The following is a 15,568-nucleotide window of genomic DNA, read 5'->3' on the forward strand; positions in this document are numbered from 1 at the left end:
GACGGGCGGGTCAGCCCAGGGCCAGCCAGGCGACGGCCGCCAGGACGACGATCACCGCGACCACGCCCACGATCAGACCGACCTTCGGGCCGCTCGACGCGGCGGCCACGGCCTGCGGCTGCTGTCGCTGCGGGGTGCCCTCGTCGACGAAGGCGCGGAACATCTGGGTGCTGCCGGCGGGGTCGTAGGAGCCCTCGGGGCCCTGACCCTGGCCCTGGCCGTACGGTGCTTGGGGGTTGTGTGCCATGGCCAGGACCCTAGCGAAGGACCGGTGGCGGGCCCAAGCCCCATCCCCCCGCACCGGCCGGGCGGGGGGACGGGAGCACCCGCCCGACCCCGGTCCCCCGGGTGCGCGAGGCGCCCGGACCCCGCCTTTGCCCATTCTTTAGCGCCGTTTGACCGATTTAGTTTGCCTGAAGCAACCATCGATCTCTATCGTTGCCCTAAGCAACAACATCACGATGGGGTGCCCGATGGACAGAGGCAATCTGTACGAGAACCTCGCCCGCCAGGTGAGCGCCATCGGTGCCGTGAAACGCGGACTCGCGCGGACCCTGCCCGCCGAGTGCCCCGGCGGATCCGCGATCGTCCTCGCCCTGCTGCACCACCACGGCGACATGCGGATCAGCCGGGTGTCCGAACTGATGGCCGTCGACATGTCGGTCAGCAGCAGGCACGTGGCCCACACCGTGGACCGGGGCTGGGTGGAGCGCCTGCCCGATCCTGCCGACAAGCGCTCCCGCATCCTCCATCTGACCCCCGAGGGCACCGAGACGCTCGCCACCCTCGACCGACGGCTGACCGACATGCTCGCCCGCACCCTCGCGGAGTGGTCCGACGAAGACGTCGAGCTGCTCACCGTCCTGCTCGCCCGCCTCCGCGACGCCTTCGGAGACTGTCGGGCCCACCACGCTTGAGAACGAAGGAAGTTGATGGCTACCACCACACCTGACACCGGTGTGCGCGGCGGGAGCGCCCAGGAAGGGGGCTCCGTCACCGGCGGCGCCCCGATGACGCACAAGCAGATCATGGAGGCGCTGTCCGGGCTGCTGCTCGGCATGTTCGTCGCCATCCTGTCCTCGACGATCGTCTCCAACGCCCTTCCGCAGATCATCACCGATCTGGGTGGTGGCCAGTCCGCCTACACCTGGGTCGTCACCGCGGCCCTCCTGGCGATGACCGCGACCACCCCGCTCTGGGGCAAGCTCTCGGACCTCTTCTCCAAGAAGCTGCTCGTCCAGATAGCCCTGCTCATCTACGTCGCAGGCTCGGTCGTCGCGGGTCTCTCGCAGAGCACCGGGATGCTCATCGCCTGCCGTGTCGTCCAGGGCATCGGCGTCGGCGGTCTGACCGCCCTCTCCCAGATCATCCTGGCCGCGATGATCGCCCCGCGCGAGCGCGGCCGGTACAGCGGCTACCTCGGCGCGACCTTCGCCGTGGCGACCGTCGGCGGTCCGCTGCTCGGCGGCGTGATCACCGACACCGACTGGCTCGGCTGGCGCTGGTGCTTCTACGTCGGCGTGCCCTTCGCGCTCATCGCCCTGTTCGTCCTGCAGAAGACCCTGAAGCTGCCGGTCGTGAAGCGTCAGGTCAAGGTCGACTGGGCCGGTGCGTTCTTCATCAGCGCCGCCGTGTCGCTCCTCCTCGTCTGGGTCACCTTCGCCGGTGACAAGTACGACTGGATGTCCTGGCAGACGGCCGTCATGGTGCTCGGCGCGGTCGCGCTCGGCGCGGTCTTCGTGTTCGTCGAGTCCCGGGCGAGCGAGCCGATCATCCCGCTGCGCCTCTTCCGCAACCGCACCATCACCCTCGCCTCGCTGGCCTCGCTCTTCGTGGGCGTCGCGATGTTCGCGGGCACGGTCTTCTTCAGCCAGTACTTCCAGCTCGCCCGGAACGAGTCGCCGACGATGTCCGGCGTCCTCACCATCCCGATGATCGCGGGCCTGTTCGTCTCCTCCACGGTCTCCGGTCTGGTCATCACCAGGACCGGCCGGTGGAAGGCGTGGCTGGTCAGCGGCGGCGCCCTCGCGACCGGCGGTCTGGGCCTGCTCGGCACGATCCGCTACGACACGGCGTACTGGCACATCGCGGTCTTCATGGCGGTGCTCGGCCTGGGCATCGGCATGATGATGCAGAACCTGGTGCTCTGCACCCAGAACCAGGTGGCCCCCGCCGACCTCGGCGTCGCCTCCTCCGTCGTCACCTTCTTCCGCTCCCTCGGCGGTGCGGTCGGCGTCTCGGCGCTGGGCGCGGTCATGGCCCACCGGGTCACGGACTACGTCAAGGAGGGCCTGGCCGAGCTGGGTCCGAAGGCGGCCGGAGCGATGGGCCAGGGCGGCGGCGGCATCCCCGACATGGACAAGCTGCCGCCCCCGGTCCGCACGGTCATGGAGAGCGCGTACGGGCACGGCGTCGCGGACGTCTTCCTCTACTCCGCGCCGTTCGCGCTGCTGGCCTTCGTGGTGACGCTGTTCATCAAGGAGGTCGCGCTGAAGAGCAACAGCACGGTGAAGGCCGCCGAGGAGGCCTGACAGAAGCTCCCGGCCGCGCTCCGAGCGGAGGCACGGCCGGGTCGGGTACGGAGCGGCGGGCAGGGGACGGCCCGCCGCTCCGTCACGTTCTCCGGGGTCTCCCGGAGGGGGCCCGGCCGGTCACCCCGCCGGTCACCCCGCCGGTCGCCCGGCCGGTCGCCCGGCCGATCGCCCCGTCGGTCGCCCTCCGGGGACTCCCGTACGGGAACTCCCGTAGGGGCCGGTCCCGCCACCCGTACGGGGTCCCCGTACGGCTCCGGCCCGCCCGTCCGGGCGCCCGCCCGTCACTCCCCCGAGGCGTCCTCGGTCCCGAGCCCCTCGGAGGCGTCCTCCGTACGGCTCCGCTCGACCATGACCTCGATGCCCGCGATCAGCACGTCCAGGGCGTAGTCGAAGTCGCGGTCCCAGATGGCGGTCACGCTCCCGTGCGAGGCGCGCTCGTCGAGGATGTCCGCCATCGGGGCGAGCGCCTCGACGAACGACGGGTCGTCCCGGAACGCCCGGACCGACTCCCCGTAGAAGTCGTCCTGGGACATCCCCGCCTCCGCCGCCCGGCGCTCGAACTGGGACTCGATGGTCCCGTAGCCGTAGACGAACTGGAAGACCGCCGACATCGCGCTCGGCTGGCGGCCCAGCGGCAGCCCCGTGTCCCCGACCGTCTCCTGGATCTTGGAGCCGACGTCGATCGCGCGGGGGCCGATGTTCAGGTACTGGCCCGCGCACGGGGACATCCACGGGTGGCGGACCAGCATCCTCCGGTACTCCATGGCCAGGACCTGGAGCCGCTCGCGCCAGCCCCCGGCCGCGTCGACCGCGGCCAGGTCGATCTCCCCGTAGGCCGTGTCGACCGCGAACTCGATGATGTCGTCCTTGGTGTCCACGTACCAGTAGAGCGACATCGCGGTGACGCCCAGCTCGGCCGCGAGCCTGCGCATCGACAGCTTGGCCAGGCCCTCCTCGTCGAGCATCCGCACCGCCGCACCGACGATCCGGTCGCGGTCGAGCCCGGCCGGGCCCCCGCCGGTGCGGGGTGCCCGGTTCTCCAGCCAGACGCTGGAACGCGCCGGGTTCCTGGCCCGGTCCGCTGCCTTGACCATCGCGTTCCTCCGTCTGTCAACGATCGGTCACCATGCTATGCAGCGACCGCCGGGCGCTCCGCCCTCGCCTCGTTCCGTTCGGCGCGCCGGAGCAGCGCCGCCGAGACCAGACCGCCCGCGAGGACGGCGACGGCGCCGACCAGTTGGCTGGTCTGGAGACCGGAGGCGAAGGCGTCGGAGATCTGCCGCCGCTCGGCCTCGGACCCGGCGGCGGCCAGCGCGGCCGGGAGGGAGGCGGCGGTGACCGCGACGAGGGCGGCGAAGCGGGCGTTCAGGACCGCGCCGAGGACGGCGACGCCGAGACCGTTGCCGAACTCGGCCAGCGTGCCGTTGATCCCGGCGCCCACGCCCGCCTTCTCCGGCGGGATCGAGCTCATGATCGCGTTGGCCATGGCCGGGGACGAGACGGCGATGCCGCCGCCCATCAGGACCAGACCGAGCAGCATCCCCGCGTAACCGCCGTCGGTGCCGCCGCCGAGCAGGGCGATCGAGGCGAGACCACCGGCCACCAGGGTCATGCCGAGGACCACGGTGGGCGGGGTGCCCAGCTTCATGACGATCCTCGGGCCGATGCCGGTCAGGTTGAGGCCGACGATGGTCAGCGCGAGCGGCGCCATCCGCAGACCCGCCTCCAGGGGCTCGTAGCCGAGCACGAACTGGAGGTGCTGGGTGAGCAGGAAGAGCGAGCCGCCCATGCCGAAGACGACCAGGAGCGAGCCGCCGATGGCGCCGATGAACTTCTGGTTCCGGAAGAAGTGCATGTCGAGCATCGGGTACGGGGTGCGCAGCTCCCACAGCGTGAAGGCGGTGAGGGTGCCGAGCCCGACGACGGCGGGGACCAGCACCTCGACGGAGGTCCAGCCGTGCTCGGGGCCGGTGATGATCGCGTAGACGACACCGGTCATGCCGAGGGTGGAGAGCAGCGCGCCGGGCACGTCGGGCCGCTCGCCCTGCGGGTTCTTCGACTCCGGTACGAGCCTGAGGACGGCGACCAGGGCCAGCACCGCGATCGGGATGTTGATCAGGAAGATCATTCCCCACCAGAAGTGGTTGAGGATCACTCCGCCGATCAGCGGCCCGCCCGCGAAACCGAGCGAGGAGACCGTGGACCAGAGCGCGATGGCCTTGACCCGCTCGGAGTCGGCGAAGATCTGCATGATCACGGCGAGGGTGGTGGTCATCAGGATCGCGCCGCCGACGCCCATGCCCGCGCGGGCGGCGATCAGCTGGCCCGTGGAGTCGGCGAGTCCGGCGGCGAGCGAGCCGAGGCCGAAGAGCGCGAGGCCGATCGCGAGCAGCTTCTTGCGTCCGTAGCGGTCGGCCGCGTTGCCCGCCGTCAGCAGCAGTCCCGACTGGACGAGCGAGTACGCGTTGATCATCCACTGGATGTCGGTGGTGGTCGCGTGGAGTTCCGAGGTCAGCGAGGGGATGGCGACGCTGAGCACGGTGTTGTCGAGCAGCACGGTGAGCTGGGCGAGGCAGATGACGCCGAGGATCAACCAGCGCTGCGGATGGCCGCCGCCGGTGGACGGCTGTGAGGTCGCGGCGGTGGTCGCCGTCATGGGCAGGACTCCTTGTACGGTGTACGAGATCAGGGCTCGTACACCGTACAAGAATCTCTCGTACACCGTACAGCGATTACTCCGGCCGGGTCAGGTCGTAGGCCGGGTCAGGTCGTAGGCCGGGTCAGGTCGTAGGCCGGGTCAGGTCGTAGGCCGGGTCAGGTCGTAGAAGGCGGCGCCGCCGACCGTGGCCTCCGGGAAGTTCTCCGCGACCCACGAGGAGATCTCCGAGCCGCCGCCGGGACCTCCGCCGATGAAGTAGTGGATCTCGCCCCGGGCCACGTACTCCTTGAACCGGGCGAGCGTCGGGGACGGATCGCTGCCGTTGAAGCCGCCGATCGCCATCACCGGCCGCTCGGTGGCGAGCTGATAGCCGGCCGCGTTCTGCGCGCCGACCGTGGCCGCGACCCAGGTATAGGAACCGGCGTCCGCGAGGAGGGCGGACTTCGCCTCCGCGCCGACGCTCACACCGTTGAGGAGACCGCCCATGCCTCCGCCCCCGCCGAGCCCCTCGCCCCCGGTCGTCCCCCGGACCATGCCCGGGGGCGTGCCCGGGGACATGCCGGGAGGCATCCCCCGCGGCCCACCGCCACCGCCCGGCGCCTGCCCCCGCGCGCCCTGGTCCTGGCCCTGCCCCGGCATCCCCGGGAACCGCGCGCCCCCCTGGCTCCCGCCGCCGCCCGGGAACCCGTACGGCATCGCCGCGCCCCGGCCGCCCGGCCCCCGCGGCCCGCCGAACCCGGCCCCCGCCGGACCCGCCGTCACGATCGAACCCTGGTGCCCGGTGCCCACCGTCGCCAGGGTGTACGCGAACGGCCCCGCGAGCCCCGCCGCGAGACCGAGTCCCGCCGCGCCCAGCCCGATCCGCCGGTCCACGCGCCCGGAGAGCAGCAGCCCGAGCGCCGCCACCGCACCCACCACCAGGACCGCCCAGCGCAGCCACGGCAGCCACTCCGGCGTACGGCCCAGGAGCACCCAGCCCCAGTACGCGGTCGCCCCCGCCGTCAGCGCGAGGGTCACCAGGGCGAACAGCCCGGTGCGCTCCTCCCAGAGCACCGACGCGCCCATGCCGACGAGCGCCGCGAGGTACGGGGCCAGGGCCACCGTGTAGTACTCGTGGAAGATGCCCGCCATGAAGCTGAACACGGCCAGCGTGATCAGCAGACAGCCGCCCCACACCAGGAACGCGGACCGGGCCGTGTCCGTCCGGGACGCCCGCCGGGTCACGACGAGCCCCGCGACGAGCAGCACGAGCGCGGCGGGCAGGAGCCAGGAGATCTGACCGCCGACCGCGTCGCCGAACATCCGGCCGATCCCGGTCCCGCCCCAGCGGCCACCACCCGCGCCCCCCGGACCGCCACCGCCGACGCTGCCGGTCTCCTCGCCGTTGATGCGGCCGAGACCGTTGTAGCCGAAGGTCAGCTCCAGGAAGCTGTTGTTCTGCGAGCCCCCGACATACGGCCGGGAGGACGCGGGCCACAGCTCGACCAGCGCCACCCACCAGCCCGCCGACACCAGCAGCGCGAGCCCGCCGAGCGCCAGCCGCCCCAGCCTGCGCCCGAACCCGCCCGGCGCGCACACCAGAAGGACCAGGACGAGCGGCGGCAGGACCAGAAAGGCCTGGAGGGTCTTCGCCAGGAACGCGAACCCCAGCGCGACCCCCGCCGCCACGAACCACTTCGCCGCTCCCCCGTCCTCTTCGAGGGCGCGCAGCACCGCGTACACCGCCACCGTCGTCAGGAGGGCGAGCAGCGCGTCCGGGTTGTTGAAGCGGAACATCAGCGCGGCCACCGGGGTGAGCCCCAGGACCGTGCCCGCGAGCAGGCCCGCCCCCGCGCCGAACCGGCGCCGTACCGCCGCGTAGAGCACGCCCACGGTGGCGACGCCCATGAGGACCTCGGGCACCAGGATCTGCCAGGACCCCAGACCGAAGAGGCGGACCGAGAGGGCCATCGGCCAGAGCGCGGCCGGCGGCTTGTCGACGGTGATGGCGTTGGCCGCGTCGAGCGAGCCGAAGAAGAAGGCCTTCCAGCTCTCGCCGCCCGCCTGGACCGCCGCGGAGTAGAAGGAGTTGGCGTAACCGGAGGCGCTCAGGTTCCACAGATAGAGGACCGCGGTCGCGGCGAGCAGCCCGAGGAAGGCGGGCCGGACCCAGGGCGCGTCCTCGGCCCGCCCCCGCCGGAGCCGGGCGGCCCGTCCGGGGGCGGAAGCCGCGACGGGCGGCGGGGTCACGGGCGGGACGTCGGCGCCCGGCGCCGGAAGGGGTGTCGTCGTCATCGGTCGTTCCCCGGGGTGGACCGCTCGGGGAAGACCCAGAGCCGGAAGAGGAGGAAGCGCAGCACCGTCGCCGCCAGATTGGCGACGACCAGCACGGCGAGTTCGGTCGAGTGCCCGGGATCGCCGGTCGCCGTGTCGAGGGCGGCCAGCGAGCCGCTGGTCAGGGCGAGGCCGATGGCGAAGACCACGAGGCCCTGCGCCTGATGGCGGACCGCCCGGCCCCGGCCCCGCACCCCGAAGGTGAGCCGCCGGTTGGCCGCCGTGTTGGCGACGGCGGAGACCAGGAGGGCGGCGGCGTTGGCGAATTGCGGGCCGAGCCCCAGCCGGAACGCCGAGTACAGGGCTAGATAGAAGAGCGTGGACAGCGCCCCGACCACGCAGAAGCCCACCAGTTGCCGGGCGAGACCGCCGGGCACACCGCTCAGCTCGCGGTCCCGGGGGTCGTCCCCGAAGGGTCGGGCGAGCCGGTCGAGCGGCAGCGAACCCGTGGCGAGCGCCCGCCCCACCCGCCACACGCCCTTCAGGTCGTCGGTGGCCGTCCGCACGATGCGCACGGTCGACTCGGGGTCGTCGACCCAGTCGACCGGCACCTCGTGGATGCGCAGCCCGGCCCGCTCGGCGAGGACGAGCAGCTCGGTGTCGAAGAACCAGCCGGTGTCCTCGACCATCGGGAGCAGCCGCTCGGCGACGTCCCGCCGCATCGCCTTGAACCCGCACTGCGCGTCGGAGAACCGGGCGGCCAGCGAGCCGCGCAGGATCAGGTTGTAGGCGCGGGAGATCAGCTCCCGCTTCGGCCCGCGCACCACCCGCGAGGAGCGGGCCAGCCGGGAGCCGATCGCCAGGTCGGAGTGGCCGGAGATGAGCGGCGCGACCAGCGGCAGCAGGGCGTTGAGGTCGGTGGACAGATCGACGTCCATGTACGCCAGGACCGGCGCGTCGGAGTCCGACCACACCGTCCGCAGCGCCCGCCCGCGTCCCTTCTGTTCGAGGCGTACGGAGCGCACCTCGGGCACCTCCGCGGCGAGGGCGGCGGCGAGGACCGGGGTGGAGTCGATGGAGGCGTTGTCGGCGACGGTGATACGGAAGCCGTACGGGAAGGTCCGCGAGAGGTGTTCGTGGAGCCTGCGGACGCAGGGCTCCAGGTCCTTCTCCTCGTTGTGGACGGGGATCACCACGTCCAGGACGGGCCGTCCGGCCGGATGCACCGGCAGGTGCTCCCGGGCGGGAAGCGTCCCGGACAGGGGCCCCGCGATCGTTGGGGTACGCATACGGGGACCCTCGCCGGGCCCGCTGTCACGGCTGTGTGATCAGCCTGTGGCCCGCCTGTGAGCGGGTGGCGCCCGGGAGCAGAACGGTGAACACGGTCCGGCTCGGGGCGCTCTCGACGCTCACCTCCCCGTCGTGCGCGACGACCACCGCGCGGACGATGGCGAGCCCGAGTCCGGTGGACCCGGCGGTGCGGGAGCGGGAGGCGTCACCGCGCGCGAACCGCTCGAAGACGGTGGGCAGCAGGGCGGGCGGGATGCCGGGGCCGTCGTCCTCGATCTCGACGGCGACGGCATCGGGCCCGGGGCGGATCCGTGCGGTGACCCGGGTCCCGGCCGGAGTGTGGGTACGGGCGTTGGCGAGCAGGTTCACGAGGACCTGGTGGAGCCGGGCCGCGTCGGCGGGGACGGACGGCCCGCCGTCCCGGGGCAGTTCGAGGCGCCAGTGGTGTCCGGGACCGGCGGCACGGGCGTCGCTCACCGCGTCCACCACCAGCGGGACGAGGTCGGTCGGCGCGTACGCGAGGGGACGTCCGGCGTCCAGCCGGGCCAGCAGCAGCAGATCCTCCACCAGGCCCGTCATCCGGGTCGCCTCCGACTCGATCCGGCCGAGCGCGTGCCGGGTGTCGGGCCCGCACTCCTCCCGGCCGCGCCGGGTCAGCTCCGCGTAGCCCCGGATCGAGGCGAGCGGGGTCCGCAGTTCATGGCTGGCGTCCGCGACGAACCGCCGCACCCGGGTCTCGCTCCGCTGGCGTGCGTCGAGCGCCGAGTGGACGTGGTCCAGCATCCGGTTGAGTGCCGCGCCGACCTGACCGACCTCGGTCCTCGGGTCGGCCTCCGCCTCCGGGACCCGCTGGTGCAGCGCCACCTCACCGCTGTGCAGCGGCAGCCGGGCGACCTGACGGGCGGTGACGGCGACCCGCCGCAGCGGGCGCAGGGCCACCCCGACGAGGACGCTCCCGGCGAGCGAGGCCGCGACGAGTCCCGCGCCGGTGACGCTCAACTCGACGACGACCAGGGTGGAGAGGGCGTCCTCGACCCCGGCGAGCGGAATACCGGCGAGGAAGGCACCGCGACCGCCCTGCGCGAAGACGACCCGGTACGAGCCGAGCCCGCCGGGCAGATCCACGGTGTGCGGCTCGCCGTCGCGCGGAACGGCGTCGAGCGCGGCCCGCTGGGCCCCGTCGAGTCCCTTGATCGGGAAGCGCGGACCCTCCGCCCCGCCGTTCCCCGCGACCTCCGTCGAATACCCGGCGGAGGAGACGCCGTCGTCGCTCAGCACGGCGCCGATGCTCCCGATCGGGACACCCGGCCCGCCGAGGAAGGCGAGCGGCTCCCGCCCCGGGGCGGGACCGGACACCAGGGCGGGGCCGGACGTCGGCATGACCATCGGCGGTCCCGCCGCCCGCTGGGCCAGACCGTCGGTCTGCGCGTCGGCCTGGGCGTAGAGGTACGAGCGGAACGCGATCGCCGTGACCGTGCCGATGACGGCCGCGACGACGGCGATCAGGGCCACGGCGGCGACGACGAGCCGGGTCCGCAGCGACCACGGCCGCCGCCCCGCCCTGGCGGACACCTCCGACTACTCGCCCGGCTTGATGAGGTATCCGGCCCCGCGCCGGGTGTGGATCATCGGCGCCCGGCCCGCGTCGATCTTCCGCCGCAGATAGGAGATGTACAGCTCGACGACATTGGCCTGGCCGCCGAAGTCGTACGACCAGACGCGGTCGAGGATCTGCGCCTTGCTCAGCACCCGGCGCGGATTGCGCATGAGGTAGCGCAGCAACTCGAACTCGGTCGCGGTGAGATGGAGGGAGACGCCGCCCCGGGTGACCTCGTGGCTGTCCTCGTCCAGCGTGAGGTCCCCGACGACGAGCACCGACTCGCTGCGCGCGAGCACCGCCCCCGACCTGCGGATGAGTCCCCGCAGCCGGGCCACGACCTCCTCCAGGCTGAAGGGCTTGGTGACATAGTCGTCGCCGCCCGCCGTGAGCCCGGCGATCCGGTCCTCCACGGCGTCCTTCGCGGTCAGGAACAGCACCGGCACATCGGGCAGTTCCCGCCGGATGCGCCCGAGCAGGCTCAGCCCGTCGACATCGGGCAGCATGACGTCGAGGATCACGGCGTCCGGCCGGAACTCACGCGCGGTGCGCAGGGCGGCGGTACCGTCCCCGGCACTGCGCACCTGCCAGCCCTCGTACCGCAGGGCCATCGAGAGCAGCTCGGCCAGCGACGCCTCGTCGTCGACGACGAGCACCCGGACGGCGGTTCCGTCGGCGCGGAGCAGATCGGCACGGGTGCCGCTTCGGGTGCTCGTGCGGGAAGTGGTGACGGTCATGGGCCCACGCTCTCGGCCGCCGCTGAGAGGCCCCTTGCCCTTTCCTGTGAATTCCCTGAGAAACGACCCTGAGGTTTCACGTGGAACGACGGCCGCCCTGTTTCACGTGAAACAGCGGACCCGTGGCTTCAAGGGGCGGCGAGGCCCTGGTGCGAGGGAGGACGGTGGGCCTGCGGCGCGAGCTGGAACAGCGCGGCCCCGTTCTCGTACAGGACGCCCCGGAGCCAGTCGTCGCCGAGCCCGAGGCGCTCCAGGGCCCGGATCTGATGCGCGTACGGATACGGGATGTTCGGGAAGTCTGAGCCGAGGAGAACGCGGTCGCCGAGGTCCACGAGCCGCTTCAGCTCACCCTCGGGGAAGGGCGCGAGCCGCTCGCTGAAGTCGGTGAAGGCCATGGTGGTGTCCAGGAGCACGCCCTCGTACCGCTGCGCGAGATCGAGGAAGTCCCCGTACTCCGGCATCCCCATGTGGGCGACGACCACCCGCAGCCGGGGGTGCCGGGCGAGCAGTCGCGCCATGGGGCCGGGGCCGGTGAAGGGGCCCGCCAGGGGGCCGGAGCCGCAGTGGACGACGGCCGGGGTGCCGTTGTCGGAGAGAGTTCCCCAGACGGCGTCCAGCCGACTGTCCGTCGGGTCGAACCCGCCGACCTGGAGGTGCACCTTGAACACCCGGGCACCGGCGTCGAGCGCCCGGCGGACGTACCGGTGGACGCCCGGCTCGGGGAAGAAGGTCGCGGTGTGCAGACAGTCGGGGGTGCGGGCGGCGAAGTCCGCGCCCCAGGCGTTCAGCCACTCCGCCATGCCGGGCTTGTGCGGGTAGAGCATCGCGGTGAAGGCGACCGTGCCGAAGCCGCGCAGGAGCGCGAGCCTGCGGTCCTCCTCCTCGCGGTAGGTGATGGGCCACTCGACACCGGTGAGCGGGCCGACGCCGTCGAAGTAGGCCCAGACCTTGTCGAGGACGTTCTGCGGCATGAAGTGCGTGTGCACATCGACGAGCCCGGGAATCCCGAGCCGCTCGACGAGGGCGGGGATGTCGGTGAGAGCGGGGGCGGGGGCGGCGGCCGGGTCCTCGGCCGGAGCCGGAGCCGGAGCCGGGTCCTCGGCCCGGGCGAGAGGGCGGTCCGTGCCCGGAGCGCCGGTGCGGGTCCGGGGGCTGTCGGAGGTCCTGGGGCTGTCCGGGGTCCGGTGGCCGTCGCCCCCGGCGCGGCTACTCGCGCTCAAAGCCGTAGCTCCGCTCGACCCTGCCGATGTGGACGCTGTAGCTCTCGTACCAGTGCTCCCGCCCGTGCTCCTTGGCCGCCCGGTGCTCCGCGTCGAGGCGCCAGGCGTCCAGCGACTCCAGATCGCGGAAGTAGGCGACGGTGATGCCGATGCCCCCGGGCGTACGGGCGGACTCGTAGCCGAGGAAGCCGGGGACCGCGCTGACGACCTCCTGGAGCCGGGAGGCGGTCTCGGCGTACCCCTCGGGGGCGTCGGGCCGGACGGAAGTGAACACGGCGGTGTAGTAGGGCGGTTCGAGGCCCGCCACCAGCTGGGGAGTCATGCGATCACCCTCGCCGGGACGGGACGGGAATGTCCACGCCACCCCGGGAAAGGGATCCAAGACTTTACGAAGGAGGCCACGGCGGCGGAGCCGGTCGCCGGACCTCCGGCACGCGCGGGGAGCACGGGCCGGGGCCCGCGTCGGCAGGCCCCCGGCAGACCCGGGCAGGGTCGGCGGACCCGGGCAGGGCCCGTCAGAACAGCTCTCCCTGCGCGCCCGGGTCGGTGGCCGGGACCGCCACCGGAGACACCGGGACCGAGAGGCCCTCGTCGTCCCCGGCGCTCCGCAGCGCCCACCCGCCCATCAGCCGGGTGTCCAGGGCGAGACAGCGCCCGTCGGGGGCGAGCAGATGCAGATCGGGCCCGGCGGCGGCCAGCAGCCGCCCGGTGACGACACCCCCGTCGGCCAGCTCGGTGACCGTGCCCGCGAGCGGCGGGAGACCGTCGAGCCCGAAGGCCCCCGCGTGGTCGTGCGGCACGCACTCCAGGGGCTCCAGGGTCTCCGACCAGCCGCCGACCTCCCGCGCCCGCCGGTACAGCTCCAGGACCTCCGCCGCACGCTCGGGAGCGGGCGGCACCGCGTGTCTGACCGCCCGCTTCCGCTCGTACGCGACCCGGTCGGGCACGCCCAGGGCCTGCCGCAGCACCTCCTCGGTGCGCCGGGCGGCCATCAGCGGCCCCCGCCCCAGCCAGCCGAACGTGACGGCGCCCTGTTCGAGGAGCCGGGTCGCGCCCCGCGCCTCGGCGGTGATCCCCACCTTGGTCATGCCGGGCCCGAACCAGGCCAGGTAGACGCGGTACGGCCGCGGGTCGTCGAGGAAGGTGTCGGCAGCGACGGAGCGGGCCCGGTCGAGCCGGGCGCACTCGGGGCACCGGCCGCCGGTGGACCGCCCCGGCACGACCGCCCCCATGGGGCACGGGTTCTCCCGGGCGCCCGGACAGCGCCGCACCCCCACGGCCCGGAAGGCGAGCCGACGCCCCTGGACGAGGGGGCTGACCCGCCCGCCCCGCCACCGGAGGCCGGGTGTCCCCCCGGCCCAGCCGATCCCCCGGCACCACCACTCCACGACGCCCGCGCCTCCTAAGCTCCCCGGATGTCCAGTCTCCGGCACATCCGTTTCCAGTCCCCGACGAGGAGCCCCCGGGGCCACCGGCCCGGCGTCTTCGGCCTGGCCAACGCGCTGGCCCGCGAGGGCCTGCTCTCCGCCGACGAGTACGCGGTCTGGCGGGCCTCGAACGACTGGTACGACACGCACGTCCCGAACCCGTCGACGGTGGACCCGACGGTCTACGACCCGGCGGTGAACCCCGGCGCCGCCGCCTGGTTCCTCCCGACGGCGACCGAGGCGCTGGCCCGGGTCGCCCCGTACCTGCGCATCCTGCGGGACCACGGGGTGCCCTGCGTACGTCTGGAGTCGGCGGACCCGGGCCGGATCGTGTACGCGGACACGTACCAGGTGGTGGCGGTGGCCCCGCGCGGCGGAGACGGGACGTAGCGCGGCCGACCGGCCGGTCAGGGCAGGACGTAGATCCGGGCCCCGTCCGGGTCCGGTCCGCCGACCTCCCTCATGCAGCCCCGCTCGATCAGCAGCCGTACGCAGTCCCGCACGCGCTCGCAGGAGAGCCCGGTGCGGCTCGTGACGTCCTGCGGCCGGTAGCGGACCCCGCCCCTGACGAGCGCGGGCGCCAGGCAGCTGGCGACCGTCCGCATGTCGCCGGTGATCGCCCAGGACTCGACGAGTTCCTGGGGGTCGAGCATGACGACGGCACCGGTGCGCTGGCGGGGCACGGCAGGCCGCCCAAGGGAGTCGGCGACCCTTGAGAGGCTGTGCCGCGTCTCGCGCAGCAGCTCCGCGTACTCGGCGTGCTCGACATGGGCGACGGCCCGCTCGTCGAAACGGCCCTCCAGCCGGACGAGGACGTCGAGCAGTTCCCCCGGCAGGACGAACCCGGCGGACACCGGCGAGGGCCGGAGCCCGTAACCGCCGGTCCGCTGCACCGAGGCCACCACCTCCGCCGTCCACGCCCGGAACGCCGCCGCCTCGGGCCTCCGGCACACCCCGACCAGCTGCACGAGTCCCCGGAGGCTCACCATCCGCGTCGACGCCCTGATCCCCGGACGGCCCAGGAAGTCCACGCCGTCGGTCAGCTCCCGCGCCGACGCCAGGCACTCCGGAGGGAGCGCCACGGTCCGCAGCACCTCCCGGCTCCCCCCGTAGCCGAGCCTCCTCGCCACGTCCACCACCGGGAACCAATGGCCACCGTCGGGCGCGGTCAGCCGCCGCAGGGGCCCGCCGGTGGCGACGTGCGCCAAGTCGTCGATGTCGATCGCGTCCATCGCTCATCACCTCCGCCACGCAAGGTAGGCCGAGGGCATATTCAACTGACATGCAAATCAGACAGGTTCACCCAAAAGGGGAGGCCTCCCGAGGGTTCCCGGGAGACCTCCCCACCGCCGAGGCCCTACTTGGCGACGAACTGCGTGAGGATCGCCTGCACCTCGTAGATGTCGACGCCCTTGGTGAAGGTCTTCTGCACCGGCAGCTGGCTGCCCGAGATCCAGATCTTCAGCTCGGCGTCCAGGTCGAAGGTGCCCGCGGTCTCGACCGCGAAGTGCGTGATGCTCCGGTACGGGATCGAGTGGTACTCGACCTTCTTGCCGGTGATGCCCTGCTTGTCGACCAGCACGAGCCGCCGGTCGGTGAAGAAGATGGTGTCGCGGATCAGCAGGTACGCGGCGTGCACCTGCTCCCCCGGCCCGAGCAGCCGCGCGTAGTCCTGCTGCGCCTGCGCCGGGTCGATCGCGTGCGCGTTCCCGAAGAGTGCCATGCCCCTACCCCCATATGAATGAGAAAGAACGATCATCCGATCCGGACCGGTATGAGGGCAAGCGATCGGCCGGACCGCGTGTCGACATGACGGCCTCACCCCCGAACGCCCCGGAACGCCCCGGAACG

The 15,568-nt window shown here is 72.9% G+C and carries 15 protein-coding genes; 3 read left to right on the top strand and 12 right to left on the bottom strand.

Going from position 1 to position 15,568, the window contains the following annotated elements; genetic code table 11:
* Nucleotides 1–10: 10 nt before the first annotated feature.
* Nucleotides 11–247 carry a hypothetical protein gene (locus ACFXGN_RS04460; RefSeq protein ID WP_384853349.1) on the bottom strand — a complete coding sequence of 79 codons (237 nt, stop codon included), beginning with the start codon at nucleotides 245–247 and terminating at the stop codon, nucleotides 11–13.
* Between the two features lie 226 nt (nucleotides 248–473).
* Here ACFXGN_RS04460 and ACFXGN_RS04465 point away from each other — a divergent pair, with 226 nt between their 5' ends.
* Both ACFXGN_RS04465 and ACFXGN_RS04470 read left to right on the top strand, forming a co-directional pair.
* On the top strand, nucleotides 474–917 hold the full coding sequence (locus ACFXGN_RS04465; protein ID WP_384853351.1) for a MarR family winged helix-turn-helix transcriptional regulator: 444 nt from the start codon (nucleotides 474–476) through the stop codon (nucleotides 915–917).
* Nucleotides 918–932: 15 nt separating this feature from the next.
* Nucleotides 933–2,531: an MDR family MFS transporter gene (locus ACFXGN_RS04470; RefSeq protein ID WP_384853354.1), complete on the top strand. Its 1,599-nt coding sequence runs from the start codon at nucleotides 933–935 to the stop codon at nucleotides 2,529–2,531.
* A gap of 284 nt (nucleotides 2,532–2,815) precedes the next feature.
* Here the strand turns inward: ACFXGN_RS04470 and ACFXGN_RS04475 are convergent, their stop codons facing one another.
* The 9 genes from ACFXGN_RS04475 to ACFXGN_RS04515 all read right to left on the bottom strand — a co-directional run bounded on the left by ACFXGN_RS04475 (nucleotide 2,816) and on the right by ACFXGN_RS04515 (nucleotide 13,678).
* Nucleotides 2,816–3,628, bottom strand: a complete 813-nt coding sequence (locus tag ACFXGN_RS04475; RefSeq protein WP_384853358.1) for a TetR/AcrR family transcriptional regulator — start codon at nucleotides 3,626–3,628, stop codon at nucleotides 2,816–2,818.
* 35 nt (nucleotides 3,629–3,663) lie between these two features.
* A complete protein-coding gene (locus ACFXGN_RS04480) occupies nucleotides 3,664–5,190 on the bottom strand; it encodes an MFS transporter (protein WP_384853361.1) in 1,527 nt (508 codons plus the stop codon).
* Between the two features lie 141 nt (nucleotides 5,191–5,331).
* Nucleotides 5,332–7,467 (bottom strand): ArnT family glycosyltransferase, encoded by a 2,136-nt coding sequence (locus ACFXGN_RS04485; RefSeq protein ID WP_384853364.1) that lies wholly within the window; start codon nucleotides 7,465–7,467, stop codon nucleotides 5,332–5,334.
* Nucleotides 7,464–8,735, bottom strand: a complete 1,272-nt coding sequence (locus ACFXGN_RS04490; protein ID WP_384853366.1) for a glycosyltransferase — start codon at nucleotides 8,733–8,735, stop codon at nucleotides 7,464–7,466. Before ACFXGN_RS04490 ends, ACFXGN_RS04485 begins: the two co-directional genes overlap by 4 nt.
* A gap of 25 nt (nucleotides 8,736–8,760) precedes the next feature.
* Nucleotides 8,761–10,308: a sensor histidine kinase gene (locus ACFXGN_RS04495; RefSeq protein WP_384853369.1), complete on the bottom strand. Its 1,548-nt coding sequence runs from the start codon at nucleotides 10,306–10,308 to the stop codon at nucleotides 8,761–8,763.
* 6 nt (nucleotides 10,309–10,314) lie between these two features.
* Entirely contained in the window at nucleotides 10,315–11,070 is a 756-nt protein-coding gene (locus ACFXGN_RS04500) for a response regulator transcription factor (protein ID WP_384853372.1), read from the bottom strand.
* Nucleotides 11,071–11,198: 128 nt separating this feature from the next.
* Nucleotides 11,199–12,101: an amidohydrolase family protein gene (locus ACFXGN_RS04505; RefSeq protein WP_384854480.1), complete on the bottom strand. Its 903-nt coding sequence runs from the start codon at nucleotides 12,099–12,101 to the stop codon at nucleotides 11,199–11,201.
* Nucleotides 12,102–12,276: 175 nt separating this feature from the next.
* On the bottom strand, nucleotides 12,277–12,612 hold the full coding sequence (locus ACFXGN_RS04510; RefSeq protein WP_384853374.1) for an antibiotic biosynthesis monooxygenase family protein: 336 nt from the start codon (nucleotides 12,610–12,612) through the stop codon (nucleotides 12,277–12,279).
* Between the two features lie 193 nt (nucleotides 12,613–12,805).
* On the bottom strand, nucleotides 12,806–13,678 hold the full coding sequence (locus ACFXGN_RS04515; protein ID WP_384853377.1) for a DUF2797 domain-containing protein: 873 nt from the start codon (nucleotides 13,676–13,678) through the stop codon (nucleotides 12,806–12,808).
* 27 nt (nucleotides 13,679–13,705) lie between these two features.
* On the opposite strand from ACFXGN_RS04515, the gene ACFXGN_RS04520 reads away from it, so the two are divergent.
* Complete coding sequence (locus ACFXGN_RS04520; RefSeq protein ID WP_384853380.1) at nucleotides 13,706–14,107, top strand: hypothetical protein; 402 nt, start codon at nucleotides 13,706–13,708, stop codon at nucleotides 14,105–14,107.
* Between the two features lie 17 nt (nucleotides 14,108–14,124).
* On the opposite strand, the gene ACFXGN_RS04525 is transcribed toward ACFXGN_RS04520, so the two are convergent.
* Both ACFXGN_RS04525 and ACFXGN_RS04530 read right to left on the bottom strand, forming a co-directional pair.
* Nucleotides 14,125–14,949, bottom strand: coding sequence for a BRO family protein (locus tag ACFXGN_RS04525; protein WP_384853382.1), 825 nt, complete (start codon nucleotides 14,947–14,949; stop codon nucleotides 14,125–14,127).
* Between the two features lie 125 nt (nucleotides 14,950–15,074).
* Nucleotides 15,075–15,440: a PH domain-containing protein gene (locus ACFXGN_RS04530; RefSeq protein ID WP_327163245.1), complete on the bottom strand. Its 366-nt coding sequence runs from the start codon at nucleotides 15,438–15,440 to the stop codon at nucleotides 15,075–15,077.
* Nucleotides 15,441–15,568: the final 128 nt, after the last annotated feature.

This window comes from Streptomyces sp. NPDC059247 (assembly GCF_042754005.1).
Classification (GTDB): domain Bacteria; phylum Actinomycetota; class Actinomycetes; order Streptomycetales; family Streptomycetaceae; genus Streptomyces.

Coding starts and splice junctions, on each gene's coding strand:
- ACFXGN_RS04485 (WP_384853364.1), bottom strand. CDS start 7,467: ATGACGACGACACCCCTTCCGGCGCCGGGCGCCGACGTCCCGCCCGTG.
- ACFXGN_RS04520 (WP_384853380.1), top strand. CDS start 13,706: ATGTCCAGTCTCCGGCACATCCGTTTCCAGTCCCCGACGAGGAGCCCC.
- ACFXGN_RS04470 (WP_384853354.1), top strand. CDS start 933: ATGGCTACCACCACACCTGACACCGGTGTGCGCGGCGGGAGCGCCCAG.
- ACFXGN_RS04490 (WP_384853366.1), bottom strand. CDS start 8,735: ATGCGTACCCCAACGATCGCGGGGCCCCTGTCCGGGACGCTTCCCGCC.
- ACFXGN_RS04510 (WP_384853374.1), bottom strand. CDS start 12,612: ATGACTCCCCAGCTGGTGGCGGGCCTCGAACCGCCCTACTACACCGCC.
- ACFXGN_RS04500 (WP_384853372.1), bottom strand. CDS start 11,070: ATGACCGTCACCACTTCCCGCACGAGCACCCGAAGCGGCACCCGTGCC.
- ACFXGN_RS04480 (WP_384853361.1), bottom strand. CDS start 5,190: ATGACGGCGACCACCGCCGCGACCTCACAGCCGTCCACCGGCGGCGGC.
- ACFXGN_RS04530 (WP_327163245.1), bottom strand. CDS start 15,440: ATGGCACTCTTCGGGAACGCGCACGCGATCGACCCGGCGCAGGCGCAG.
- ACFXGN_RS04465 (WP_384853351.1), top strand. CDS start 474: ATGGACAGAGGCAATCTGTACGAGAACCTCGCCCGCCAGGTGAGCGCC.
- ACFXGN_RS04525 (WP_384853382.1), bottom strand. CDS start 14,949: ATGGACGCGATCGACATCGACGACTTGGCGCACGTCGCCACCGGCGGG.
- ACFXGN_RS04460 (WP_384853349.1), bottom strand. CDS start 247: ATGGCACACAACCCCCAAGCACCGTACGGCCAGGGCCAGGGTCAGGGC.
- ACFXGN_RS04475 (WP_384853358.1), bottom strand. CDS start 3,628: ATGGTCAAGGCAGCGGACCGGGCCAGGAACCCGGCGCGTTCCAGCGTC.